This is a genomic window from Faecalibacterium sp. (assembly GCF_052358865.1).
Taxonomy (GTDB): domain Bacteria; phylum Bacillota; class Clostridia; order Oscillospirales; family Ruminococcaceae; genus Faecalibacterium; species Faecalibacterium butyricigenerans.
The window spans coordinates 13,378-37,307 of sequence record NZ_DAWCVJ010000009.1 but is presented as its reverse complement, the minus strand read 5'-3'; the positions used below and the strand labels follow the sequence as shown (position 1 = coordinate 37,307).

General features: G+C 58.0%; 24 protein-coding genes, 1 tRNA gene and 1 pseudogene (1 of these 26 running past the window's edge). 1 reads left to right on the top strand and 25 read right to left on the bottom strand.

All coding sequences use genetic code 11. The features are described 5' to 3' along the window. Positions 1-75 (top strand) — tRNA-Ser (locus ACT8X9_RS02995) (it extends 171 nt beyond the left edge of the window). A 38-nt stretch (positions 76-113) separates the two neighbouring features. Here the strand turns inward: ACT8X9_RS02995 and ACT8X9_RS02990 are convergent. The 25 genes and pseudogenes from ACT8X9_RS02990 to ACT8X9_RS02870 all read right to left on the bottom strand — a co-directional run bounded on the left by ACT8X9_RS02990 (position 114) and on the right by ACT8X9_RS02870 (position 23,843). Then, the gene (locus ACT8X9_RS02990) at positions 114-692 is read right to left on the bottom strand and encodes a histidine phosphatase family protein (RefSeq protein WP_015565718.1); all 579 of its coding nucleotides are present in this window, start codon (positions 690-692) and stop codon (positions 114-116) included. A 185-nt stretch (positions 693-877) separates the two neighbouring features. After that, positions 878-1,315: a YaiI/YqxD family protein gene (locus ACT8X9_RS02985; protein ID WP_444268078.1), complete on the bottom strand. Its 438-nt coding sequence runs from the start codon at positions 1,313-1,315 to the stop codon at positions 878-880. After that, a complete protein-coding gene (locus ACT8X9_RS02980; RefSeq protein WP_444268087.1) occupies positions 1,312-1,980 on the bottom strand; it encodes an alpha/beta hydrolase in 669 nt (222 codons plus the stop codon). The genes ACT8X9_RS02985 and ACT8X9_RS02980 overlap by 4 nt, the downstream gene beginning before the upstream one ends. A gap of 389 nt (positions 1,981-2,369) precedes the next feature. Then, positions 2,370-3,554, bottom strand: a complete 1,185-nt coding sequence (locus ACT8X9_RS02975; protein WP_444268077.1) for an AAA family ATPase — start codon at positions 3,552-3,554, stop codon at positions 2,370-2,372. A 151-nt stretch (positions 3,555-3,705) separates the two neighbouring features. After that, positions 3,706-4,080, bottom strand: coding sequence for a TnpV protein (locus tag ACT8X9_RS02970; RefSeq protein WP_444268076.1), 375 nt, complete (start codon positions 4,078-4,080; stop codon positions 3,706-3,708). A gap of 55 nt (positions 4,081-4,135) precedes the next feature. After that, positions 4,136-5,017: a DUF6017 domain-containing protein gene (locus ACT8X9_RS02965; RefSeq protein ID WP_444268075.1), complete on the bottom strand. Its 882-nt coding sequence runs from the start codon at positions 5,015-5,017 to the stop codon at positions 4,136-4,138. Between the two features lie 496 nt (positions 5,018-5,513). Continuing rightward, positions 5,514-5,660 (bottom strand): annotated as a pseudogene (locus ACT8X9_RS02960) (tyrosine-type recombinase/integrase); the annotation flags it as partial. Further along, positions 5,602-5,802 (bottom strand): hypothetical protein, encoded by a 201-nt coding sequence (locus tag ACT8X9_RS02955; protein ID WP_444268088.1) that lies wholly within the window; start codon positions 5,800-5,802, stop codon positions 5,602-5,604. The pseudogene ACT8X9_RS02960 and the gene ACT8X9_RS02955, both read right to left, overlap by 59 nt. Continuing rightward, a complete protein-coding gene (locus ACT8X9_RS02950) occupies positions 5,799-6,467 on the bottom strand; it encodes an alpha/beta hydrolase (RefSeq protein ID WP_444268086.1) in 669 nt (222 codons plus the stop codon). The genes ACT8X9_RS02955 and ACT8X9_RS02950 overlap by 4 nt, the downstream gene beginning before the upstream one ends. A gap of 234 nt (positions 6,468-6,701) precedes the next feature. Next, positions 6,702-7,091, bottom strand: coding sequence for a hypothetical protein (locus ACT8X9_RS02945; RefSeq protein ID WP_227621193.1), 390 nt, complete (start codon positions 7,089-7,091; stop codon positions 6,702-6,704). Positions 7,092-7,095: 4 nt separating this feature from the next. Further along, a complete protein-coding gene (locus ACT8X9_RS02940; protein ID WP_444268074.1) occupies positions 7,096-7,908 on the bottom strand; it encodes a hypothetical protein in 813 nt (270 codons plus the stop codon). 672 nt (positions 7,909-8,580) lie between these two features. Then, the gene (argF, locus tag ACT8X9_RS02935; RefSeq protein WP_444268073.1) at positions 8,581-9,498 is read right to left on the bottom strand and encodes an ornithine carbamoyltransferase; all 918 of its coding nucleotides are present in this window, start codon (positions 9,496-9,498) and stop codon (positions 8,581-8,583) included. Continuing rightward, positions 9,495-10,700, bottom strand: coding sequence for an acetylornithine/succinylornithine family transaminase (locus ACT8X9_RS02930; RefSeq protein WP_444268072.1), 1,206 nt, complete (start codon positions 10,698-10,700; stop codon positions 9,495-9,497). The genes argF and ACT8X9_RS02930 overlap by 4 nt, the downstream gene beginning before the upstream one ends. Before the next feature lie 205 nt (positions 10,701-10,905). Then, positions 10,906-11,760 carry an acetylglutamate kinase gene (gene argB, locus ACT8X9_RS02925; protein WP_444268071.1) on the bottom strand — a complete coding sequence of 285 codons (855 nt, stop codon included), beginning with the start codon at positions 11,758-11,760 and terminating at the stop codon, positions 10,906-10,908. Positions 11,761-11,774: 14 nt separating this feature from the next. Next, positions 11,775-13,004 (bottom strand): bifunctional glutamate N-acetyltransferase/amino-acid acetyltransferase ArgJ, encoded by a 1,230-nt coding sequence (argJ, locus tag ACT8X9_RS02920; RefSeq protein WP_444268070.1) that lies wholly within the window; start codon positions 13,002-13,004, stop codon positions 11,775-11,777. 229 nt (positions 13,005-13,233) lie between these two features. Continuing rightward, a complete protein-coding gene (gene argC, locus ACT8X9_RS02915; protein WP_444268069.1) occupies positions 13,234-14,175 on the bottom strand; it encodes an N-acetyl-gamma-glutamyl-phosphate reductase in 942 nt (313 codons plus the stop codon). Further along, complete coding sequence (argH, locus tag ACT8X9_RS02910) at positions 14,172-15,572, bottom strand: argininosuccinate lyase (RefSeq protein WP_444268068.1); 1,401 nt, start codon at positions 15,570-15,572, stop codon at positions 14,172-14,174. The genes argC and argH overlap by 4 nt, the downstream gene beginning before the upstream one ends. A 243-nt stretch (positions 15,573-15,815) precedes the next feature. After that, positions 15,816-17,048 carry an argininosuccinate synthase gene (locus ACT8X9_RS02905; protein WP_227621185.1) on the bottom strand — a complete coding sequence of 411 codons (1,233 nt, stop codon included), beginning with the start codon at positions 17,046-17,048 and terminating at the stop codon, positions 15,816-15,818. Positions 17,049-17,259: 211 nt separating this feature from the next. Continuing rightward, positions 17,260-17,556 (bottom strand): GIY-YIG nuclease family protein, encoded by a 297-nt coding sequence (locus ACT8X9_RS02900; protein ID WP_227621184.1) that lies wholly within the window; start codon positions 17,554-17,556, stop codon positions 17,260-17,262. Next, positions 17,543-18,370, bottom strand: coding sequence for an MYG1 family protein (locus ACT8X9_RS02895; protein WP_444268067.1), 828 nt, complete (start codon positions 18,368-18,370; stop codon positions 17,543-17,545). The genes ACT8X9_RS02900 and ACT8X9_RS02895 overlap by 14 nt, the downstream gene beginning before the upstream one ends. A gap of 114 nt (positions 18,371-18,484) precedes the next feature. Next, positions 18,485-19,129: a hypothetical protein gene (locus tag ACT8X9_RS02890; protein ID WP_444268066.1), complete on the bottom strand. Its 645-nt coding sequence runs from the start codon at positions 19,127-19,129 to the stop codon at positions 18,485-18,487. 179 nt (positions 19,130-19,308) lie between these two features. Beyond that, positions 19,309-20,685 (bottom strand): ATP-grasp domain-containing protein, encoded by a 1,377-nt coding sequence (locus ACT8X9_RS02885; protein ID WP_444268065.1) that lies wholly within the window; start codon positions 20,683-20,685, stop codon positions 19,309-19,311. Positions 20,686-21,003: 318 nt separating this feature from the next. After that, on the bottom strand, positions 21,004-21,756 hold the full coding sequence (locus tag ACT8X9_RS02880; protein ID WP_227621180.1) for an esterase family protein: 753 nt from the start codon (positions 21,754-21,756) through the stop codon (positions 21,004-21,006). Between the two features lie 115 nt (positions 21,757-21,871). Continuing rightward, positions 21,872-22,636: an alpha/beta hydrolase gene (locus ACT8X9_RS02875; protein WP_249233918.1), complete on the bottom strand. Its 765-nt coding sequence runs from the start codon at positions 22,634-22,636 to the stop codon at positions 21,872-21,874. Positions 22,637-22,763: 127 nt separating this feature from the next. Next, the gene (locus tag ACT8X9_RS02870) at positions 22,764-23,843 is read right to left on the bottom strand and encodes a branched-chain amino acid aminotransferase (RefSeq protein WP_227621178.1); all 1,080 of its coding nucleotides are present in this window, start codon (positions 23,841-23,843) and stop codon (positions 22,764-22,766) included. Between the last annotated feature and the right edge of the window lie 87 nt (positions 23,844-23,930).

Genomic DNA, 23,930 nt, shown 5'->3' with positions numbered 1-23,930 from the left:
GGTCGTAACGAGAACGACTCGAAATCGTTTTGTCCTTAATCGGGCACGTGGGTTCGAATCCCACCATCTCCGCCAACAAAAGGCACTAGCTTAGGCTGGTGCCTTTTTTGCGGCTAGATGGTGCGGATGAGAACAGGGCGGCGATTTTCGATGTGCAGCACAAATCCATCAGCCTCCCAAAAGTGCCCATCCAACAGAACTTCGCCCTGAAATGTAATCCGGCGGAGCTTCTGTGCGGCGTCGGTCACCTCAACGGTGCAAAAGCGCTGCAAGTAGCTGCAAATAGCGGCGGCGTGGGAGACGACAAGGGCGTTCTGCCCCTCCGGGAGAGAATCCAGCAGTTCGTGGATGCAGTCTGCCATCCGGGCGCTGACCTCACGGAAGGACTCGCCGTCCGGATTTTTGAAGTCCGGGTCTTCGTATTGGCGTTTCCAGAACGAAGCGTCCTGCCCGGTCGTGTCGCCGGTGCGGCGCTCGGCAAGGCGGGTGTCCTGCCGGACGGGAAGCCCCAGCAGCTGTGCGGTCTGGAGCGCACGCAGCGAAGGGGACGACCAGACGAGCGAGACCGTGCGGAAAGCGTCATTTTGAAAGACTGCGGCGGCCCGCTGAAGACCTTCGGCAGAAAGGCCGGGGTCGGGGCTGGAACCGCCGCGCTCCGGGATGGAATGGCGCAGGAGAAGAAGGGTTGTCATGAAAGCCTCCGATTAAAAAAGTGACTTCAGTATAGCAGATTCGGGAAAGCAGATGCAAGAAAACGAGCCGAAAGAACGACGGGGCCGATTCACTCCCCCTCAAAACGCAACCAAATTGCAAAAAATGTTACAATTTTCTCATGAAAAAAGAAGACTGGATTTCTCCAGACTTCCAATAGTATGTATCAGTGGTTGCAGTTCAAGATCTTCTCAAGCGTATCCGCAAACCTGACATCCTGCTCCTTCGTCCGCTTTGCGCTCCCCTTGGGGTGCTTTCCGGCACGAAGGAGCTTTTTGTTTTCATAACGCCGTAGCATGAGAGCGTCTATGTTGTCGGCGGTGTATTCCAAACCGTTCTGATTCAGCACCCGGGCGCGCTTGGCAAGGCACATACTCGCCAGCCCGTAGTCCTGTGTTACGACAATATCACCCGGTTTTACCCGGTTGACGAGGGCAAAGTCCACGCTGTCTGCTCCTTTATCGAACACCAGCGTCTGCGCACCTTCCCGCTCAATCTGGTGAGCGGTGTCGCACAGGATGATGACCGGAACGCCAAACCGCTTTGCAATCTGCAACGTCAGATTGACAACCGGGCAGCCGTCTGCATCGATCAAAATATTCATCGACTTTCCTCCATCACCCAGCGAAATGCTCTTGCGGTACGCAAATCAACGCCTTTGAAATGACCTCCGCTGTTCCATTCAAGGGTGCAGTCTGTGCTACGCTCTGCAAGCCGACTGTGCAGGGTACGGATGTTATCTCCTACCGCAGCCATGACGGTGTTTTTCGTGTGTTCCTCCTTGTCGCCAAGGCTCAGATAAATGCGCTGTGCCTGCATGGGGTGCTGCTGTTCAAACTCCATCCATTCCGGAAACCAAACAGAGGGCGAGGCGGCGGCGATACCATAGAACAGATCAGTCTGGGTGGATGCCCACAGCGCAAACAGCCCGGCCAGCGAGTAGCCGCCCAGAATGATTTTGACGTTCTCCGGGAGATGAAACTGCTGCTTCAGCGTGGGAATGACCTGTTCCGTCAGAAAGCACAGGGTGTCCGCAGCCTTACCTCCAAAGCCTTGCTTTCCCCACACAGCAGGGGCTTCCCACGGGGAAAGCTCGTCATTCCAGTTTTCCACTGGAATGGCTGCAAACAAAAAGTGGTGCGCACTCTGTGCAATAGCGGCAACCTCGCCGTCCATGCTTTGCAGCTCGTGTTCGCCGGTCATTTGGAGCAGCAGATATTCTGCATTGGCTTCGCCGTAAATGCGGCAAGGTCTGTTCCCGATTTGCATTGTCTGTGCGGTCACTGCGACGTCCTCCCGAAAAAAAAAATTTGGTAAGCCCAGTATAGCAACTGAAAAATCATTTTGCAATTCAAAAGGCGTTCATAGCCGTAGCAAGCAGTGTCTTCGTATATACAAAGACCATTTTTGCGTTGCAAAATGCTTGTTGGGAAATCCCAAACCCTTTCAGATCTGCACCGTACCGATGCAGGCTGCGCGTTTTTGCAAAACGCTTTTTCAGCACTCCATATACTGCGAAGAAATCGGGATGATGTCAATGTTACAGCCCCGGCTGCGAAACCGCTTGAAATACCGAATTTCCGTTTCGCTACCCTCGCAGATAAGATACACCACTGGGTTGCGCTTTCTGGCGTGGACAGACCTGCGGCTGATTTCTTTTATTCTGCCCATGCTGCATTCCCTCCAATGAACGGAATCGCACCGTAGCGGCCTTGCAGATACCCTTTGGAGATGTTCTCGCCTTTCCGGGGAGAGAACTCCGTCAGAGCATAAATATCGGTCTGCATGGTCTTTTCATCCTTTTCCGCAAACCAAATCTGATCGCGTCGCAGTAAGTTCAGGTCAAGAAGCCCGGTATCATGTGTGGTGAAGATGAGTTGTGCATGGTTCGTATTGATAGCGGCATCCTGCACCATCTCGATTAGATGCCGGGTCAGGAGCGGGTGCATACTGGATTCTATCTCGTCCACTACCAGAACAGAGCCGGATTCCAAAGCAGCAAGCCACATACCGATGCGAGAGAAGAAACGCTGTGTCCCAACGGATTCCTGACCCAACGGGAGCCAGAAACCCTTAGAAGTGCCATCTTCGGCATCGAGAGTGTGCAGTGCGGAAATGATAGGCTCTTCCTTGGAGCCTGTAATTCGGATGTCCTTGATACCGAGGTCTGCATACAGCATTTCATGCAGGATACGGCTCTTTTCAGAGCCGCCCTGCCGGATGGCAGACAATGTAGCATCCAGCCGCATTTCGGTTCCCATAAAGCCTGTCAGCTTTTCAAAGAACCACAGATACGCTTTTTCGGTCTGCGGACAATTCCACTCGTTCGAGCTGGACAGATAAAGGCGATTTTCGGCAGTTCGTCCAGCAAGCGTGAACTGCTCTTGAATATTCTCGCGGAACTGATAGCCATTGTTTTCTCTTGAAAAAATCAAGGCTTCCCGGCCATTCGGCCAGTGATAGAGATATTCGGTCAGGACTTTGGACTTGTCAAACGAGAACCCATAGGCATACTTGATGCCGCCATAAAAATAGATGGCTTCAAAGCTGGTCGGCTGTGTAGGCTGGTCAGTGAAAGCAAACGGCTCCTGCGGAAGGGACTCGCCTTTCAGCAGCTTGGCATATCGGCCACAGACCATTTCCCGCATGAGCAGGAGGGCATGGAGAACATTGCTCTTTCCGGCTGCATTTGCGCCGTACAGTGCCAGCACAGGCACAAGCTGTTTCTTTTCGTCCGGCGAAATCAGGCAATCAGACAGACTTTTATCCGTAGATGCTTTCAAGCTGATAATAGCCGTGTCCTTGATGGAGCGGTGGTTGGTGACTGAAAATTGAAGCAGCATCGCGATTCCTCCCAGATGATTTTCTGAATCCAGTGTACTCTATTCTGGGCGAAAAGTCAAATTTTGATTTTGAAATTTGCAAATATTCCGCAAAAATCAAGAATAAAATCTGAAATATCGGCTTTTGATACCGTTCAGATGCTATCAGGAATCATTCTGCATACACGACTTCCTTCACCACCACCTCCTCCGCCTGCGCTTTCAGCCCATTCATGTGCGCCACCCAGAGAAGCTGTGCGCGCTCTTTGTCCGGCGCGGGGTACTTGTCTAACAGAGTGGTCATCGTGCGTTCCAGCCACGCGCAGGCCGTTTTCTGGGCATCCTGCAAATGCGGCCAGAGCGTACCGTTCAGCAGCATCTGGTGATACAGCACAGGGCGCTGATTCTTGAGATAGACCAGCCGCATCCGGCCATACTTGCCCAGCGGTTCGGTATCATCGGTCTGCGGCAGGGTGAGCAGGGGCAGCTGATACTCCCCAACCTGTGCGTAATGGATCTCGGTGCGGACAGTGTTCGTGTTCTTCATGGAAATTCTCCTTTGCATTTTCAACGCGTTTTGCGGTCTTTGTGGAAAACGACGCTCACTTCTTCCGGCTCTGCGCGGTCAGCCAGTTACCCTGCGCCTGATAGTAGTGCTCCATCGTGGTGGGGGCGTTCAGGATGGTGGTGCGCAGATAGGCCATGATGTTCTTGATGGGCTGGGTGGTGTTGGACATCACATCGAAGATGTACTCAATGTGCTGGCTGGTCAGCTTGTCCAGCCGCAGCCGGATGGCTTTGGTGGTCTGCGGCTGCTTGCCGACGTACTGGGTCTGCCGTGGACAGCAGTACATCTCCACAATGTTGTCCAGCAGTTCCTCCAGCTTGTCGGGGTCGTACCGCTGGGCAAGGGTGTCGATCTCCAAACGTTCCCGAAACTCTTCCCGTACCTGTGCTTCCATCTGGTCAAAATCTGCGGATTCGCCTGTCGGCCCTGATAGATTAGTACTTTGTCTTTTAGTATTTTGTTTATTAGTATTTTGTTGCGTTGCCTTTTCCAAATTGGGCTCAGCCAAATTTGGAAAATCCAAAAATGGTGAAGAACAAGGTTTCATGCGGCTTTTCGGGCTTTTGGTTGCGGACGGGTCCGACGGCTCGCCTTCCTTGCCGGGAACGGCAGGAGCGTCCTCAACAGGCGATTCATAGACCTGATAATCGTAGTCGATGATCTGCCCTTTGGCATTGCGGACTTTCTGACGGCGGACGTAGCCGTGTTCTTCCAGTTCCAGAACAGCGGTGCGTACACTGTCCAGACCATCCTTGCAACCAACGGTCAGCCCTTTCAGGCTGTAATCCCAATCGTCCGGCAGGGAGAGCATATAGGACAGCAGTCCCTTGGCTTTCAGGGACAGTCTCTTATCCTGCAGGTGGTGGTTGCTCATAACGGTGTAGTTGACGTTTTTATTGACGCGGAATGTTGACATGGCGGCTTCCCTTTCAGCCCAATGCGGGCAAGAGAAAACGCAGCATTTCCCGGCTTTCGGGAAACGCTGCGTTCAGACAGGGAAGCCTGCTGTGAGCTGGCACAGCAACGGCAGCACTGCATAATTCTAACGGACATCTAACACAACTACACCTGAAATGCAGCCGCTGACGACCCGTGTGAAAAAGGATTTTTCTAACGTCATTTCGCAAAAAGCGGCTAATTTTTGCCTGCAAATTGCGGTGCGACGTTCCTTTTGGGAGGTTACAAAAATGCCCTCAGCTGCCAATGACAGCCGCAAGGGACCAGCTTCATCCAACAATTTTAAAGACTCGAAATCGTTTTATCCTTAATCGGGCACGTGGGTTCGAATCCCACCATCTCCGCCAGAAGTCGCAGATTCAAACGAATCTGCGACTTTTTCTTTTGCATCAAGCAGAGAAAGACAGCTTTTGCCTCATCGTAGTATGCTTTATACACGAACGATAAATCCATAATTACTTGGGGAGTTTGGATTCTCCCAAAAGGTTCGCAATGACCCCAGCAGACCCCTGTTTGCTTTTGTAATCGAGATGTGCGTAGATGTCAGCGGTGGTAGAAAAGGTGCTGTGCCCCAGCCATTCCTGAACCTGCTTCATTGATATCGAACACCAGCGTCTGCGCACCTTCCCGCTCGATTTGGTGAGCTGTGTCGCACAGGATGATGACCGGAACGCTGAATTGCTTTGCGATTTGCAACGTCAAATCTACCACAGGGCAACCGTCGGCATCGATCAAAATATTCATCGACTTTCCTCCATCACCCACTGAAATGCTTTCGCCGTGCGCAGGTCGGCATCTTTGAAATGACCGCCGCTGTTCCATTCAATGGTGCAGTCTGTGCTACGCTCTGCAAGCCGACTGTGCAGGGTACGGATGTTATCTCCTACCGCAGCCATGACGGTGTTTTTCGTGTGTTCCTCCTTGTCGCCAAGGCTCAGATAAATGCGCTGTGCCTGCATGGGGTGCTGCTGTTCAAACTCCATCCATTCCGGAAACCAAACAGAGGGCGAGGCGGCGGCGATACCATAGAACAGATCAGTCTGGGTGGATGCCCACAGCGCAAACAGCCCGGCCAGCGAGTAGCCGCCCAGAATGATTTTGACGTTCTCCGGGAGATGAAACTGCTGCTTCAGCGTGGGAATGACCTGTTCCGTCAGAAAGCACAGGGTGTCCGCAGCCTTACCTCCAAAGCCTTGCTTTCCCCACACAGCAGGGGCTTCCCACGGGGAAAGCTCGTCATTCCAGTTTTCCACTGGAATGGCTGCAAACAAAAAGTGGTGCGCACTCTGTGCAATAGCGGCAACCTCGCCGTCCATGCTTTGCAGCTCGTGTTCGCCGGTCATTTGGAGCAGCAGATATTCTGCATTGGCTTCGCCGTAAATGCGGCAAGGTCTGTTCCCGATTTGCATTGTCTGTGCGGTCACTGCGGCATCCTCCCGAAAAAAATTTTGATAAACCCAGTATAGCAACTGAAAAATCATTTTGCAATTCAAAAGGCGTTCGCATTCGCAAACCTGCTAACGAGTGTCAATAGCCTGAACAAAAAATCATCAAAAATTTATTGCCGGGTGCAGTTAAGCATCCGGCAACTTTAATAAGCCGACAGCACAAGCTTGTCAGCTGAAAATCATCGTAAGTTGATATCAATTTGTATCAGATGTTTTTTGATTCTCATTCATGATCCTTCTGGCTCGTCCGCGCGTGGTATCCTCGAAGGTTTCCTCTTCGCTGAATCGCAGCCAATAGGGATCTTCCATCAGACAAGCGTTGGTGCGCTTGACGATTTCCCAAGCGTTGTAGTCGGGCAGTCCCATCAATTTCAAAATCTCTTTGCAGTCCATCCGATTTTTCGGAAAGATACGCTTCTTTGCCCAAACCACCACATCGACCAATGGGACTTTGCGTTTGTCACCAATGAAAAGGTTCAGTGGAAGGCTATCCTGCGGCACGCCCTCATTTGCGCAAAGAGACTGCCCATCTTCACTTAGGTGGGCGATTTCTTTTTCATCCATCATCAATTTAAGATAGGCCATTTTATCACCCCATGGCGACTTTCAGGTAGTGCAGACGGTATTTCAGGTATTGACGAATCGAAGATGCTCTTTTTTCGCTCAACAATGCAAGAATAGGCGAAATAGCCTGAATGATCTCCTGATACAGCGTATCCAGATCACGCACAGGCAGCACAGGCTCGTCGATCAGCTTGATCTGCTGGGCGTGACGGCTGCGGAACGGCTTGGCTTTGTCGAACTGATAACGGAGCTTCGTGTCAGTCAATTCTTCATCCGTTGCCCACGCAAGCAGACTGCCGCCATTGTCGTAAATAGGCGGAGCATTCTTTTTTCCATCCCGGACGATCACATCAAAATTATTCTCGTGGCGGTCTTCATTGCCGATAAAGGCATCGAACGCCAACATCTGATAGAGCCACTTCTTACCGTACAACTCTGCCGCATACTGAAACAGTGCCTCCGGTGAAGCGGTCTGACCGTTGGCGAGGAAATGGGCATCAGCCAAGTCGGCAAAATGATACAGCTGTTCATCGTCCGTTGTGAACTTGGGGCAGACGCTGACCACATCGCAGGAATAGGTTTGAATGTCGGGAAATAGTTTGGCAGGCATCAGGGCGTATTTCACATGAGGCAGACCCAGCACCTGTGCAATCAGCGAAGCCATCACCTCAGAATACGGCTCATACCCGGCGGTTCCGGCCTCTGTAATGGAGTTGCCCTTGACCATAACAAGCTGATCATCTACATGATACCAGCCCTTTGAGAGCATTCCACGGCTCGTCCGTGTTTCACGCTTTTCGACCAACTGGATTTTTGCAGGGACTTCGATTGGGCTCATGGTATCACGCTCCTTTGTTCCATTATACCATGTTTGGATGGATAGACAAGATGAATTGACGAGCCGGACGATCTGCTGAAACAAAAGCCCAACCTACCGCAAGCATAGGTAAAATTTTCAAAAAATTAACGGCGAACTATGCCCGTACAGAGAGCCTGCGCAGCTGAGAAGCGGGCCGGAAACCGTTCGTCAAGGAAGATGCGGCGTTTCGTCGCTTTTCCCGAAATGGACCGCTGAGGGTGCAGGGAACTGCGGCGCATCTGCCGCACAGTATTCTGCAACGCAGGGCATACGTCAGTTGCCGGGGATGTGTTGGCATCCCGCCAAGTGCATGGGGTCGTTCCCATGAAGTCTAGGTGGCACCGCGGATAAAAGGCCAAGCTTTATTCGTCCTTGACAGAAGAGGTTCTCTTCTGTGGGGGCGTTTTTCTTTTCCACTCTCTCGGCAGAAGAGCCGGGGGAGTTTTTTGTTTGACGCAGAAAGGGGAAGCTGCTATGAAGATACGGCCTGCACTGGACGAAGCGAGAGTCATTGCAGCGGCAGGTGATTACAATGTCCTGCCGGTCAGCGGCGAGATCTTAAGGGGATAAGGGCATCCTCCTGCTGCATAAAACAAAAAAGGAGCTGCTGCACTGGCCTTTCCCCAGTGCAGCAGCTCCTTTTTGTATTTTTTATTTCTCTGCCAGCAGCACGGCCAGCACGGCCTTCTGGACGTGCAGCCGATTTTCCGCCTCGGTAAAGATCTCGTCCGCGTGGGCCTCGAAGACGGCGGTGGAGATCTCCTCGCCGCGGTGGGCAGGCAGGCAGTGGAGCACCATGCAGTCCGGCTTTGCCGCCTTCAGAAGGGTGCTGGTGAGCTGGAAGCCTGCGAAATCCCGCAGGCGGCTCTCGCTCTCGGTGGTCCCGGGGGCGGCGGTGTTCCAGATGGCCGTCACCACCGCGTCGGCGTCCCGGACGCCCTCGGCGGGGTCTTCCAGCAGACGGAAGGCACTGCCATACCTGTGGGCAAACATCAGCACATCTGCCGCCGGGCGGTAGCCGTGGGGGCAGACGCAGTCCACCTTCATGCCGGCCAGCAGGCCGCCCACGATAAGGCTGTTGGCCATATTGCTGCCGTCGCCGACGAAGCAGAGCTTCTGCCCCGCCAGCGGGCCGCGGCGCTCCCGGATGGTCATGAGGTCGGCCAGCACTTGACAGGGGTGGGCATAGTCGGTAAGGCCGTTGATGACCGGCACGCCCGCGTACTCTGCGAACTCCTCAAGGTCGCGCTGGCGGTAGGTGCGCCAGACCACACAGTCGTAATACCGGCCCAGCACCCGGGCGGTGTCCTTCAGCGGCTCGCCCCGGCCGGACTGCAGCTCGGTGGCGGCGTTCATGTAGTTGCCGAGGCCTCCCAGCTGGTAGACGCCCACCTCAAAGCTGGTGCGGGTGCGGGTGGAGTTTTTCGAAAACATCAGCGCGACGCTCTTGCCCTTCAGCAGAGGCTCCGTGCCTCCGGCCTTCTGTCGGACCTTCAGCTCGTCGGCCACATCGAGGATGTGGGCCACCTCGGCTGGGGTCAGGTCGCTCATTTTCAGCAGATGCTTCATGCCTGCTCCTCCGTTTTGCTGGGGTCCATCCCGGCCAGCACGCTGCCCAGAATGTCCAGCGCCATCTCTACATCGTGGGCGGTGAGGCTCAGGGGCGGCAGCAGGCGGAGACGGGTCTTGGCCGTCAGCACCAGCAGACCCTTCGCGCGGCAGGCGGCCAGCACGTCAGCGGCCTTGATGCCCTCGAGGAACTCGATGCCGACCATCAGGCCGATGCCCGACAGGCTCTTGACCCGGGGCAGCTTTTCCAGGCCGGTGCGCAGCTGGACGGCCCGCTCGTTGACGTTGGCAAAGAAGCTGGCGTCCATCCGGTCCACGACTACATTGGCACCGGCGCAGACCACCGGGTTTCCGCCGAAGGTGGAGCCGTGGGTGCCCGGCCCCATCCCGGCAGCGACTTTCTCATTCATCAGCACCGCGCCGATGGGCAGGCCGCCGCCCAGACCCTTGGCCAGCGTGACGATGTCGGGCTTGAGGCCGTAGTGCTCACAGCACAGGAAGGTGCCGGTGCGGCCCACGCCGGTCTGCACCTCGTCCACGATGAGGACGAGGTCCTTTTCGTCGCAGAGGGCGCGGACGGCCTGCACATATTCCGGGTCGAGGGCCACAACGCCGCCCTCGCCCTGCACCAGCTCCAGCATGACGGCACAGGTGTGACGGTCCACCATCTCGGTCAGGGCGCTGATGTCGCCCGCCTTGACGTACTGGAAGCCCTCGTTGAAGGGGCCGAAGTAGTTGTGGAACACGCCCTGTCCGGTGGCGGTCAGGGTGGCGATGGTGCGGCCGTGGAAGCTGTTGACCAGCGTGATGACATTGTAGCGGTCGGCGCCGTACTTGTCGAAGCTGTACTTGCGGGCGGCCTTGATGGCACCTTCGTTGGCCTCTGCGCCCGAATTGCCGAAGAACACCTTGCTCATCCCGGTGCGCTTGCAGAGCTTTTTGGCCAGCTTGCCGCAGGGGGCGGTATAGTAGAGGTTGGAGGCGTGCTGCAGCTTATGGGCCTGCTCGGAGACGGCCTCGGCCCACGTCATGTCGCAGTAGCCCAGACTGTTGACGCCGATGCCGCTGGTGAAGTCGAGATACTTCTGGCCCTCAGGGCCTTCGGCGTAGAGGCCGTGGCCCTTCTCGAGGACGATGGGGTTGCGTCCGTAGGTGTGCAGGACATATTCGCCGTCCCGCTTGATGACTTTTTCGGAATCCATAGCGTTCTTCCTCCTTGGTAGCATCCTTGCCCTCTCCGTCATCGCTGACGCGATGCCACCTCTCCCAAAGGGAGAGGCTTCCAGTCTTGCTGTGAGCTTCATCTTTTCGCAAAGGCTCTCCCCTTGGGAGAGCTGGACGCGAAGCGGCCTGAGAGGGCAAGCCCGTTTCTCTTATTATAAAGCGCTTCTCGGTTTTGAGCAACCCTTATTCGTGATGGCTGCGGCGGTAGAAGCGGGTGCCGGAGCCGCGGTCGGAGAACAGCTCCAGCAGGATGGAGTGGGGCACACGGCCATCGATGATGACAGCCTCATGGACGCCCTGATAGATGGCGTCAGCCATACCGCCGATCTTCGGGATCATGCCGCCCGCGATGATGCCGGCGGACTTGTAGCCCTCGATCTCGGAGACCTCCACCTCGGGGATGAGGGTGGACTCGTCCTCCTTGTCCCGCAGCAGGCCCGCGATGTCGGTCATGGAGACGAGCTTCTCGGCCTTGAGGGCGATGGCGATCTGGGCAGCAGCCGTGTCGGCGTTGACGTTGTAGGCCTGCCCGAGGTCATCCATGCCCACCGTTGCGATGACGGGGATATAGCCGCTGTCCAGCAGACTGGAGATCAGGGTGGGGTCCACATGGATGATCTCGCCCACATGGCCCAGCTGGGGGTCCAACTCGGTGCAGCGAAGCATCTGGCCGTCCATGCCGCAAAGGCCCACGCCGCGGCCCCGCAGCTTTGCCACGAGGTCCTTGTTCACCTTGCCGGCCAGCACCTGCTGGACGATCTCCATCGTTGCGTCGTCGGTGACGCGCAGACCGCCTGCAAAGTGGCTCTCGACGCCCACCTTCTTGAGCATCTCGTTGATGGCCGGGCCGCCGCCGTGCACCAGCACCACCCGGACGCCCAGCAGGGTGAGGGTGACGAGGTCGTTCATGACGGCGTTCTTCAGCGTATCGTTGATCATGGCGTTGCCGCCGTACTTGATGACCATGGTCTTGCCGTGGTATTTCTGGATGTAGGGGGTCGCCTCCGAGAACAGGAGGGCCATTTCTTCATTTTTCATTGCGGTCCTCCTTCTCAGGTGCGGTAATCGCCGTTGATCTTGACGTAGTCGTAGGTCAGGTCGCAGCCCCATGCCTTGGCCGAGGCGTCTCCGGTGCCCATATCCACCTTCACGAGGATGTCGTGCTCAGCCAGAACTTTTGCGGCCTCCTCCTCGCTGTAGGGGTGGTAGGCGGCGTTCTCGCAGACGTAGACCTCACCGGCGGCGCTGGACAGCCAGACGCAGACCTTGTCGATGGAGAAGTCGCCGGGCGTGTAGCCGATGGCGCAGAGGATGCGGCCCCAGTTGGCGTCGCGGCCAAAGACTGCGGCCTTGAAGAGATTGGAGCAGACCACGCTGCGGCTGACGGCACGGGCCGTCTTGAGGTCGGGGGCGTGGGTGACTTCGCAGGTGATGAGATGGGTCGCACCCTCGCCGTCACCGGCGTGCTCGGCGCACATATGCTCGGCGATGGCGGTCAGCGCCGCCACAAAGGCGTCGTAATCGGCGTTCTCCTCGGTGATCTCCGGGTTGCCCGCGAGGCCGGAGGCCATGATAATGAGGGTGTCGTTGGTGGAGGTGTCCAGATCGACGCTCATCTGGTTGTAGGTACCGGGCACCACCGTCTTGAGGGCCTTTTCCAAAAGGGCGGGGCAGACGGCGGCGTCGGTGGTGTAGAAGGCCAGCATGGTCGCCATGTTGGGGGCGATCATCCCGCTGCCCTTGCCGATCGCACCCACCGTGCAGGTCTTGCCGCCCAGCTCGAACTGGATGGCATACTCCTTCTTGTGGGTGTCGGTGGTCATGATGGCTGTTGCCGCGTCGGTGCTGCCCTGTGCGTCAGCCGCCAGCTTCGCCGCAGCGGCAGGGATGCCCCGGGCAAAGGGGTCAATGACCATGGGCTGGCCGATGACGCCGGTGGAGGAGGGCAGGACGTCCTCTGCGGCGATGCCCAGCGCCTTGCCCACCAGCTCACAGCACTCCTCGGCCAGCGCCACACCGTTGGCGGCGCAGGTGTTGGCGTTGCCGCTGTTGACCACGATGGCCTGTGCATAGCCGTCGGTCAGGTGGGCGCGGTCCACCTTGATGGGTGCGCCGCAGACCTTGTTGGTGGTGTAGACACCGGCTGTGGCGCAGCGGACGTCGGCCTTGATGAGTGCCAGATCGTATTTTTCACTGTGATTCGCCCGGATGCCGCAATGGACACCGGCCGCTGCAAAACCTTTGGGCGCGCAGATGCCGCCCTCAACTTCTTTATACTGCATCTGAAAATCCCCCTATAAAGCATCCTTGCCCTCTCAGGCGCTCACGCGCCAGCTCCCCCAAAGGGGGAGCCAAAAGCCTCTCCCTTTGGGAGCAGCAACGACGACCGCCGCCAGTGGCGGAAACAGGGAGTCGCTGTTGGGGCCGCGGCCAGCAAGACGCAAGCAAAGCGCTGCGGCGGCTGGGTGCCGCAACCCGGGCAGTGGCAACGCGCCAGCGCTGACAGAGAGGTTATTCCAGCCCCTCCGTCTCGTCCATCCCCAGCATCAGATTCATGCACTGGATGGCTGCACCGGAGGAGCCTTTGCCCAGATTGTCGAACAGGGACACCAGCATCATCTGGTCTCCCGCTGCGTTGACGGTCATGTACAGCTCCATCCGGTCGCTGCCGGACAGGGCGTTGGAGTACAGGCCATTCTCGGGCAGAGCTTCGTTGAGGGCGTGGACGGAAACGGCCGCGCCCTCCTTATAATATTCCGCGATGCCTGCGGCCACGGCCTCCGCGCTGGTGCCAGCCAGCCGGAGGTCGAGGGGCACCAGCACCTGCATCCCGCTGTAGTAGTCGCACACCACCGGCACAAAGGCGGGGGTGTGGGCGAGGCCGCTGATCTTCTGCATCTCGGGCAGATGCTTGTGGGCAAGGCCGAGGCCGTAGCTCTTGGGCGCGTCCAGCTTGCTGTGGGCCGGACGGTCGGCGCTCTCGTACTCGGCGATCATCTTCTTGCCGCCGCCGGAGTAGCCCGAGATGCCGGTGCAGCTGAAGGGATAGTCCGCCGGGGCCAGCCCCAGCTCCACCAGAGGCCGCGCGATGCTGATAAAGCCGCTGGCATAGCAGCCGGGCACCGCCACGCGGCAGGAATTTCTGATCTTCTCCTTCTGGCCCTTCAGCTCCGGGAAGCCGTAGTCCCACGCTGCATCGGTGCGGAACGCCGTGGAGGTGTCCAGCACCTTGACGTCGGGGCGGAGAAGCGGCATGACCTCTTTGGACGCCGCATCCGGCAGGCAGAGGAAGGCGAGGTCGGCGGAGTTGATGACCTTCGCCCGCTCGTTCACATCCTTGCGGCCCTCCGCTGAGATGCTCAGCAGCTCGATGTCAGGCCGGGCGGCCAGACGGTCGGCGATGCGCAGGCCCGTCGTGCCCGAAGAACCGTCAATAAAGACTTTCACGCTCATGCGTTTTCTGCCTCCCATGCGCCGAGCTGGGCCGAAGCCAGCTCGATCTGCTTTCTGACGCTGGCCTCGCTGGGGCCGCCGTAGCTGGTGCGGCCCTCGCAGCACTTGATGAGGTCGATGGCGTCGTAGATGTCGCTTTCGAACAGAGCGCTGTAGCCCTTGAACTCCTCAAGACTCAGCTCCTCCAGCACCTTGTCCTTCTGGATGCAGTCGGAGACCATGCAGCCGGTGAGCTTGTAGGCGTCGCGGAAGGGCATCCCCTTCTTGGTCAGATAGTCGGCGCAATCGGTGGCGTTGATGAAGCCTTTGGCGGCGGCGCGGCGCATATTGGCGGGCAGGGTCTTCATGGTGTCCAGCATCGGGGTCACAGTCTTGAGGCAGAGTTCCAGCGTATCCACCGCGTCAAAGATGGCCTCCTTGTCCTCCTGCATATCCTTGTTGTAGGCGAGGGGGATGCCCTTCATCATGACCAGAAGGGTGTTCAGGTCGCCGTAGACCCGGCCGGTCTTGCCGCGGATCAGCTCGGTGACGTCAGGGTTTTTCTTCTGGGGCATGATGGACGAGCCGGTGGTAAAGGCGTCGTCCAGCTCGATGAATTTGAACTCCCAGCTGCACCACAGGATGATCTCCTCGCTCAGGCGGGACAGGTGCATCATGCACAGGGAGATGGCGCTGGCCAGCTCGATGCAGAAGTCACGGTCGGACACGCCATCGAGGCTGTTGGGGCAGGGCGCTGCAAAGCCCAGCTTCTCGGCGGTAAAGGCGCGGTCCAGCGGATAGGTGGTGCCTGCCAGAGCGCCGCTGCCCAGCGGGCACTGGGCGTCCATCCGGGCGGTGGCGTCCTCGAAGCGCTGCAGATCCCGCAGCAGCATCCATGCATAAGCCATCAGCGCGTGGCCGAAGGTAATGGGCTGGGCGCGCTGCAGGTGGGTGTAGCCGGGCATGACGGCGGTGGTGTTCTCGGCAGCCTTCTTGCAGATGACCTTTACCAGCTCGACGATGTAGGCCTGCAATGTATGGCTGTAGTCCCGCAGGGTCAGGCGGATGTCCAGCGCCACCTGATCGTTCCGGCTGCGGCCGGTGTGGAGACGCTTGCCTGCGTCGCCGATGCGGGCGGTCAGAGTCTGCTCCACAAAGGTATGGACATCCTCGGCGTTGGGGTCGATGGTGAGGGCACCGGAGGCCAGATCATCGGCGATGGAGGCCAGACCGCTCAGGATGTCCTCACAGTCTTTTTCCGAGATGATGCCCTGCTTGGCCAGCATAGCTGCGTGGACGCCGCTGCCCCGCATATCCTGTGCGATCATCCGCTGGTCGAAGCGGATGGAAGAGTTGAAGTCGTTGACGCGGGAATCGACCGCCTTGGAGAAACGGCCCTTCCAAAGTTGTTCTGCCATTGTTAAAGTCCCTTTCATAAACCTCTCCGTCTCGCTTACGCTCGACAAGGCCGGGTTGCAAGGCCTCTCCTCGATAGGAGAGGTGGCAGCGCGTCAGCGCTGTCGGAGAGGTTGTCCCTTAGAAACGGCAAAGCCGCCGCAGGGGAAAAAGCTCCCGCGGCGGTGCCGCCAGCAATATGCCGGTGATTGAGCCTTCAGCGTGAAAGTGTAAAAAACACGCCAAAGGGGAGGATAAGCAGTTCCTTACTTGATCTCAGGCCAGTTCTTGGACAGCTTTGCGCGCTCCTTGATGGACAGGCCGAAGAGGTTGATGAAGCCGGTAGCATCGGACTGGTCATAGTCCTTATCCACGCCGAAGGAAGCCGTCTGCTCGTCGTACAGGGTGTACGGAGAGGTGACGCCGGCGTTGATCATGTTGCCCTTGTAGAGCTTCAGCTTGACATCACCGGTGACGGTCTTCTCAAGGCTGTCGGCGAAGGCATCCAGCGCCTCACGCAGCGGGGTGAACCACTGGCCGTTGTAGACGATGTCGGCGTACTTCTGGGCCAGCTGAGCCTTGAAGTGTGCGCTCTCCTTGTCCAGTGTGATGGTCTCCAGAACATTGATGGCCTTATACAGGATCGCGCCGCCGGGAGTTTCATAGACGCCGCGGCTCTTCATGCCCACCAGACGGTTCTCGACGATGTCCAGCAGGCCGATGCCGTTCTCGCCGCCCACCTTATTCAGGTACTCGACCAGCTCGACTGCGCCCATCTCCTTGCCGTCAACGGCGGTGGGGATGCCCTTCTCGAAGTGGAGGGTGATGTAGGTCGGGGTGTCGGGTGCCTGCTCGGGGGAAACGCCCAGCTCGAGGAAACCGGGCTTGTTGTACTGCGGCTCGTTGGCGGGGTTCTCCAGATCGAGGCCCTCGTGGCTCAGGTGCCACAGGTTCTTATCCTTGGAGTAGTTGGTCTCACGGTTGATTTTCAGGGGGATGTTGTGTGCCTCGGCGTAGTCGATCTCCTCGTCACGGCTCTCGATGTCCCACTCACGCCAGGGAGCGATGATCGCCATATCGGGGCAGAGGGCCTTCAGGGTCAGCTCAAAACGCACCTGATCGTTGCCCTTGCCGGTGCAGCCGTGGCAGATGGCGTCTGCGCCCTCCTTGATGGCGATGTCCGCCAGCGCCTTGGCGATGCAGGGACGTGCGAAGCTGGTGCCCAGCAGGTAGTCTTCGTACTTTGCGCCAAACTTCAGGGTGGGGAAGATGTAGTTCTCGACAAAGTCCTTCTTCAGGTCGAGGATATACAGCTTGGAGGCGCCGGTCTTCTTGGCTTTCTCCTCCAGACCGTCCAGCTCGGTGCCCTGACCGACATCGCCGGAGACGGCGACGACCTCGCAGTTGTTGTAGTTCTCCTTCAGCCAGGGAATGATGATGGAGGTATCCAGACCGCCCGAGTAAGCCAGAACAACTTTCTTAATATCTTCCTTTTTCATGATATTCGCTCCTTTGTTTGCTACACTTTTTACACTTTTGTTTGCCGCCCGGGCATCCCTCCCGGGTCGCTCGGCATCTTATCTTTCGGAGTACGCTTTTATTATACGCCAAGCGGTTTTTCCGTCAATGCAGAAAACCGCCAAACCTTGTGCAGATTTGGCGGTCCTTTTCTGTTATTTTGTATGTTTATGCATTATTTTCTAAATATATTCAAATTTTATGCATATTTAGATGCATATTCGCAGCGGCCCACCCGGCGCAGAGAGCCTCCTTCCGGGCCTTCGGCAGCTTTTTCAGGGCGATCTCCCGCCGGAGGGCGGCAGACTTGTCTGCACACTCCTCCAGATACGCAAAGTCCAGCGCCGTGTGGGCGCGGGTGTACTTCGCGCCCCGACCGCTCTGATGGGCCTTGAGGCGGGCGGACGGGTCGTTCGTCCAGCCAGTGTAGAGCTGTCCGCCCGCGCAGCGCACCATATAGACGTAGGCCGGCTTCTCAGAGGCGGCCATTGTTCTTCAGCACCTGACGGCAGGCGGCAAGCGCCGTCTCCTTGTCCTTGGCCGTGATGAGGAAGCGGCTGGCGTGGCAGAAGCTGATGCCCTCGAGGCCGCTCTTCTGCTCGATGACCTCCTGCGGCTGGCCGGCCCAGCTTTGGGGGAAGGGGAGCTTGGGCTTTTTGGTCTTGTGGTCGGTGACGCACTGGGCGCTCCACCCGCCCCGCTGGCTGGGATAGATGACGAAGAGGGCGTCCGTCTTGTACAGGCCGTTCTTCCACGGCAGATAGCAGGGCAGCACCACGATGCCGTCGCGGGAGTTTTTGTAGGCCTGCTGGACCTTCTCGTCGGCGCGGTTGACGGCGTTGGCGCTCTCGATCTGGTTCTCGAGGATCTGCTTTGCCACAGCCACCGCCTTGAAGAAGCAGGCGTCCTGATCCTCCTTGGAGTCCCAGACGGGGTTGAAGAAGCCGATGGCGTCGCAGAGGCTGTTCTGTTCGCCGGTGTTGTCGTTCAGGTCGAGGGGCTGGATGAAGTTCTCATCGATGAGCCGGGCCTGACGCTCGCCCACGAGACCGGGGCCGAGCACCCGCCACAGCAGGCCGAAGGCCGCGTAGGGGATGCCGTTGGCACGGGTCTCCCGGGGTTCCTGATGGTGGTCGAACATCCCGAAGCCGATGTCGTACACGATGCCGTCGAAGTCGTCCGGCACGACAAAGCCGCGGGTGATCCGGATGTCCGGGCGGAGTATCTGAAGCAGGGCCGTGGCGAACACATCGTCCGCGTGGAATTTGCCTGCATGGGTAAAGCCGTTTGCGGGAATTTTCATAGGATTCTCCTCATTCTCTCATACATTCTGTTGCTCACAGTATAGCACATTCCGGGGCAACGGACAACAAAAAGGAGCTGCCGAAGCAGCTCCCGTGTCGCATCTGAAACGCCCTTACTGGCCCATCTGTGCGGCCAGCTCCTCCTGCGTCATGATCTGATAGTCCGCAGGGATGATGAAGAGGTTCTGGTCCACGCTGGTGGAGGTGACGCGGTACTCCACGATGGTGCGTCCTTCGGCAGCGTCTGTGACCACATACTTGAGGTCATCGCCGACCAGGCAGTAGGAGACGGTGGACGTCTGGCCGTCGTCCCCGGTGAGGGTATAGGACAGGGCCTCGCAGTCCTGACCGTTCACGTTCATCGTCGTCTCCGTGCAGGGGATGGCCTGTGCCTCGCCGGAGACGGCCTCTTCGCTCACGGTCACGGTAGGCACCTCGCCCTTGACAGCCAGCTTGGAGGCGGCATCCACCAGATAACCCTGACCATCCTTCAGGATGTAGACCAGCTGACCTGCCTCGCCCATGTCCATCTTGATGTAGGCGTTGCCGTTGCTGCGGGCGGCGGTCATGGTCTGGGTGGTGCCGTCCGGGGAGGTGGTGACGACCTCCTCGTAAAACTCTGTGCTGGCACGCAGGGCGAACGCATTGTTCAGGCGGGTCTCGATGGAGTCGCCGGGAGCAGCCATGCACACCGGCATCAGCACGGCAGCCAGCGCGGCCACCGCCAGCAGAGAGGCGATCTTCTTATACAGCTTCATATCAAAATTCTCCTGTCTTTCAGCTCATTCTGCGAGATTTTTCTTTTCTTGCATCCTGATTATCTTACAACTTTTCACGGGGCTCTGTCAATCATCACATTCGCCCTCATGCCAAAAAACAGCCGCAGAGGCGTTTCTTTCGCTCTGCGGCTGCGGTTTGTAAAGTTTTTGTGGAGAGATCACTTCCGGCTTCTGCGGCCAGTCTTGGTGACAGCGCGGGTGGGGGTCTTGGTGACTGCCGTGGTGGGCTTGACCACCGGGCTGAGATCCGGCTTCGGGGTCAGGGCCTTGGTGGTCGGCTCGCCCAGCGCCAGTACCTGCGAAAGCTCGGCCTGTGCGGCGGCAGCATCGCCGTCCGTGACAGCCAGCACATCGGCGTAGAACTGCTCCATCTCCTCCCGGGTGGCGAAGGTGGCGACGTACATCTGGTTGCCCATGGCGCCGGAGAGGGCGTCGGGGATGCGGTCCACCATCTTCATGTTCTTCTGGTACTTCTGCATGATCTGCTCGTGGCTGTACACAAAGTTCTTGCCGTCGCGGCGGCCTGCAAAGGGGCAGTAGTAGTGCTCGCCCACCGGCATATCGGTGCCGCCGAAGGCGATCATGTCGGCCCAGATCTTATAGACGTTGGTAGAGCGGGCAAAGTTGATCATATCGGGGGTGAAGCCGCCGCAGGGGCGCATATTGACCTCAAGGGCCACGATCTGGCCCTTCTTGCCCATGCCGGCCTGATCCTCGGTCATGCGGAAGAACTCAAAGTGGACAAAGCGGCTCTTGACACCGAAGCTCTTGACGGCCGCACGGCCTGCGGCGCGGGTGTCCTCGGGCAGATCCTTGATGATGTAGTAGATGGAGTTGTCGTCGTTGTTCACGATGTCCATGATGGACACGGGGCTGACATTGCCGGCCTCAAAGATGGGGTTGCCGGAGGCGTCGATGATGGCGTCGTAGCTGTTGACCTCGGCATGGACGAACTCCTCCATGATGTAGGAGACGTCCGGGTGGTTCGCGGCTTTGCAGTCAAGGAATGCCTTCAGCTCCTCGTCGCTGGCCAGCCTGTGGGTGTCAGAAGCGCCCACGCCGTTGTCGGGCTTGACCACGACCGGATAACCCACCTGCTTGATGAAGGCTTTGCAGCCGTCGAAGTCGTCCACCATGTGGTAGCGGGCGACGGCGATGCCGGCTTTCTTGTAATACTCCTTCATCTTGCTCTTGTACTTGATGCGGGGCATATCCTCGGTCTGGAAGCCGGAGGTGATGTGGAAGTCGGTGCGCAGGGCGGCGTCCCGCTCCAGCCAGTACTCATTGTTGGACTCCAGCCAGTCGATGCGGCCATACTTGAAGGCGAAGAACGCCACCGCGCGATAGACCTCGTCGTAGTTCTCGAGGCTGCCGACCTTGTAGTATTCGTTCAGGCTGTCCTTCAGCTCAGGCTTCAGCTCATCGTAGGGCTGGTCGCCGATGCCCAGCACATTCATGCCGTCGTTCTTCAGCTCCCGGCAGAACTGCCAGTAGTTCGTCGGGAAATTGGGGGAGATAAAGATAAAATTCTGCATTTTCGATTCTTCTTTCCTTTTCGTCCTCTATAGCCCTCTCAGTCACCTTCGGTGACAGCTCCCCCAAAGGGGGAGCCACTGGCGTGCCGGTAAGGCTCGTCCAGAATGAGAAAAGCCTTTTATTTCAGAAACGGTAGTTCCCTGCTGTCACGGGCAACAGCAGCCAGACAAAAGCGCATTGTGTAGATGCGCCTGTCCCCGTAAGCAAGGCCCGCTCTTTCATGCCATATTATGCTTCCAGCGTCCAGCTCATCGTTGTCCGGCTTGCCAATGGCTCTCCCTCTGGGAGAGCTGGCGCGCCAGCGCCTGAGAGGGCCATCACCCCAGAATATACGGCATATAATAAACCACCTGCTTATACCACCAATCCCAGTCGTGCTTGACGTCGTGGCCCCACAGGTCTACCCAGACGGGGATGTTCTTTGCCTCGAAGATGCGCTTGAGCATCCATGTGGTGTCTGGCTGCTCCCATGCGCCCTGACCACAGCAGATGACGGCCTTCTGGTTCCGGTACAGCTGCATATAGGGGTGATCCTCCGGGAAGTTGCGCATATAGTCCACAGGGGAGTTCATATAGACCAGCTCGTCCATGTAGTCGCCGAAGCCGTAGTGAGCGGTGTAGATGCCGCTGAGGGCCAGACAGCCGCAGAAGATGTCGGGGCGGCGGAGATAGAGGTTGACCGCGTGGGTCGCGCCGAGGCTGCAGCCGAAGGCGATGACGCCGGGCAGGTCGTCCCAGCCGTTGCGCTCCTTGGACAGATAGCGCAGCTTGGGCACTGCCTCGTCCACGATGTAGCGCAGCCACTGCTCATACCGGCGGATGCGCCAGTAGGGGTCGCCGTTGGTGTCCGACCACGTCTCCTTGTCCAGCGTGTCGATGGACAGGACCATGATCTGGCCCGACTCGATCCACGGCGCGAGGGTATCTGCCATGTGGAAGTCCTCGAAATCGAAGAAGCGGCCATCCTGACAGGGGATATACAGCATGGGCCGACCCCCGTGCCCGTAGATCTTGCACTCCATCTCCCGGCCCAGTGCCGGGCTGTATTCCTTGAAATACTGCATCTCCATATACTTTCCTCCTCTTTTTTATCGCAATCTTCAAAAATAGCGCCTATCAAAATAGCATATTTGCGATATGCAGTTTGCGGATGTTGCTTGTGCATTAAAAACGCAAACTGCTATATTACAGCTCGTACATCAGAGTGTGGAACACGAAGGGCAGCTGCTTTTCCCAGCTGGCCTCGCTGTGGTTTCCGCCGGGCACGACGCGAGCCGTCAGGTTGATGCCGCGGGCAAAGATCCTGCTGCACATCTCGCCAAAGCCCTTCCGCATCCCGTCGTGGTTTCCCATCTCCTTGGAGCCGTAATCCATATAAAGCACCGTGCCCGGGGCCAGCTTGCAGCGGCCCACCAGCGCCGTCAGGGCCTCTGGGGCCACCCACAGCGAGGGCGAGAGGGCCGCTGCCCTGCCGAACACATCGCCGTACTGCAAAAGGGCATACAGGCTCATGAGTCCGCCCATGGAGCTGCCGCCGATGAAGGTGTGCGCCCGGTCGGGCTGAGTGCGGTAGTTGGCATCGATGAAGGGTTTGAACTCGTGGACGAACCAGTTCAAGGTGTCCTTGCCCTTGCCATCAAAGTGGCCGTACTGCTTGTCGTCGAAGCGGTAGGGCGAATACTCCACCAGACGCTCGTTGTTTGCGCCTGCGTTGCATTCCACTGCCGCCACGATGAGGGGCGTGTCGGTGTAGTCCAGATAATCGGCCACGCCCCAGCTCTTGCCGTAGGTGGCGTCCTCGTCAAAAAATACGTTCTGCCCGTCGAACATATACAGCACCGGATACCGCCGCCCGGGGTCGGCGTCGTACATGGTGGGCAGGTAAACATAGGCCCGGCGTTCTTCTTCGCCCCCCACTGCGGGGTAGCGGATGCTCCACTTCTTTATCATCTTCTCATTCCCTCTCGTCATAGGTATGCTTTAAGTGTATCACCCACGGAGGAGAATTGCAATCCACACCGGGTACAGAAAACGCCGCCGGGCGCAGGGCCGGGCGGCGTATGGAAGCCCTAAAGGCTTAGTACTTCTTTTCCACAGGGACGATCCAGCCCTTGGTATCGGGGATCTTGCCCCACTGCATACCGGTCATGGTATCGTAGAGCTTCTGGGTGACTGCACCGATCTTGCCGTCGCCGATGTAGGCGTGCTCGCCCTTCCAGACCAGCTCCTTGACGGGGGAGACGACCGCAGCGGTGCCGGTGCCGAAGACCTCTTCCAGCTTGCCGTCGCGGGCAGCCTGCATGATGTCGGCGATGGCCAGCTTGCCCTCGATGACCTCATAGCCCCAATCCTTCAGCAGCTCGATGCAGCTGCGGCGGGTGACGCCGGGCAGGACGGTGCCCACGGTGGCGGCGGTGTAGACCTTGCCGTCGATCTTGAACATGATGTTCATGCTGCCGACTTCCTCGACGTACTTCTTCTCGACGCCGTCCAGCCACAGCACCTGTGCATAGCCCTGTTCCTCGGCCAGCTCACCGGCCTTGATGGAAGCAGCGTAGTTGCCGCCGCACTTGGTAAAGCCGGTCAGGCCGGGAGCGGCACGGATGTACTCGTCTTCGACGTAGATGCGGACGGGGTTGATGCCCTCGGCATAGTAAGCTCCCGACGGAGCGCAGATGATGCAGAAGATATAGTGCTTGGAGGCGTGGACGCCCAGACCCACATCGTTTGCGAAAATGAAGGGACGGATGTACAGGGAAGCGCCGTCCGAATGAGGCACCCAGTCGCGGTCCACATCCACCAGAGCCTCGACGGCCTGAATGTAGTCCTCCACGGGGATCTTAGGGATGCACAGACGGTCGGCGGAGTCCTGCATACGCTTTGCGTTGCACTCGGGGCGGAACAGCTGGATGGTGTCATCCGCCGTGCGGTAAGCCTTCATGCCCTCGAAGATCTCCTGTGCGTAGTGGAACACCACGGTGGCGGGGTCCAGCTGGAAGGGTGCGTAGGGGACGATGCGTGCATCGTGCCAACCCTCGCCCTCGGTGTAATCCATAACGAACATATGGTCCGTAAACTTCTTGCCAAAGCCCAGCTTCGACTCGTCCTGCGGCTTTTCCTTCGGGCAGGTAGTACGAGTGATCTTGATGTCCAACATGATAAATTTCCCTCTTTTCTGATCTCACACAGCGCCGCGCAGGCTGCACGCCTCGCGCCAAAATTGCCGAATGTTGTTTTCTATTAT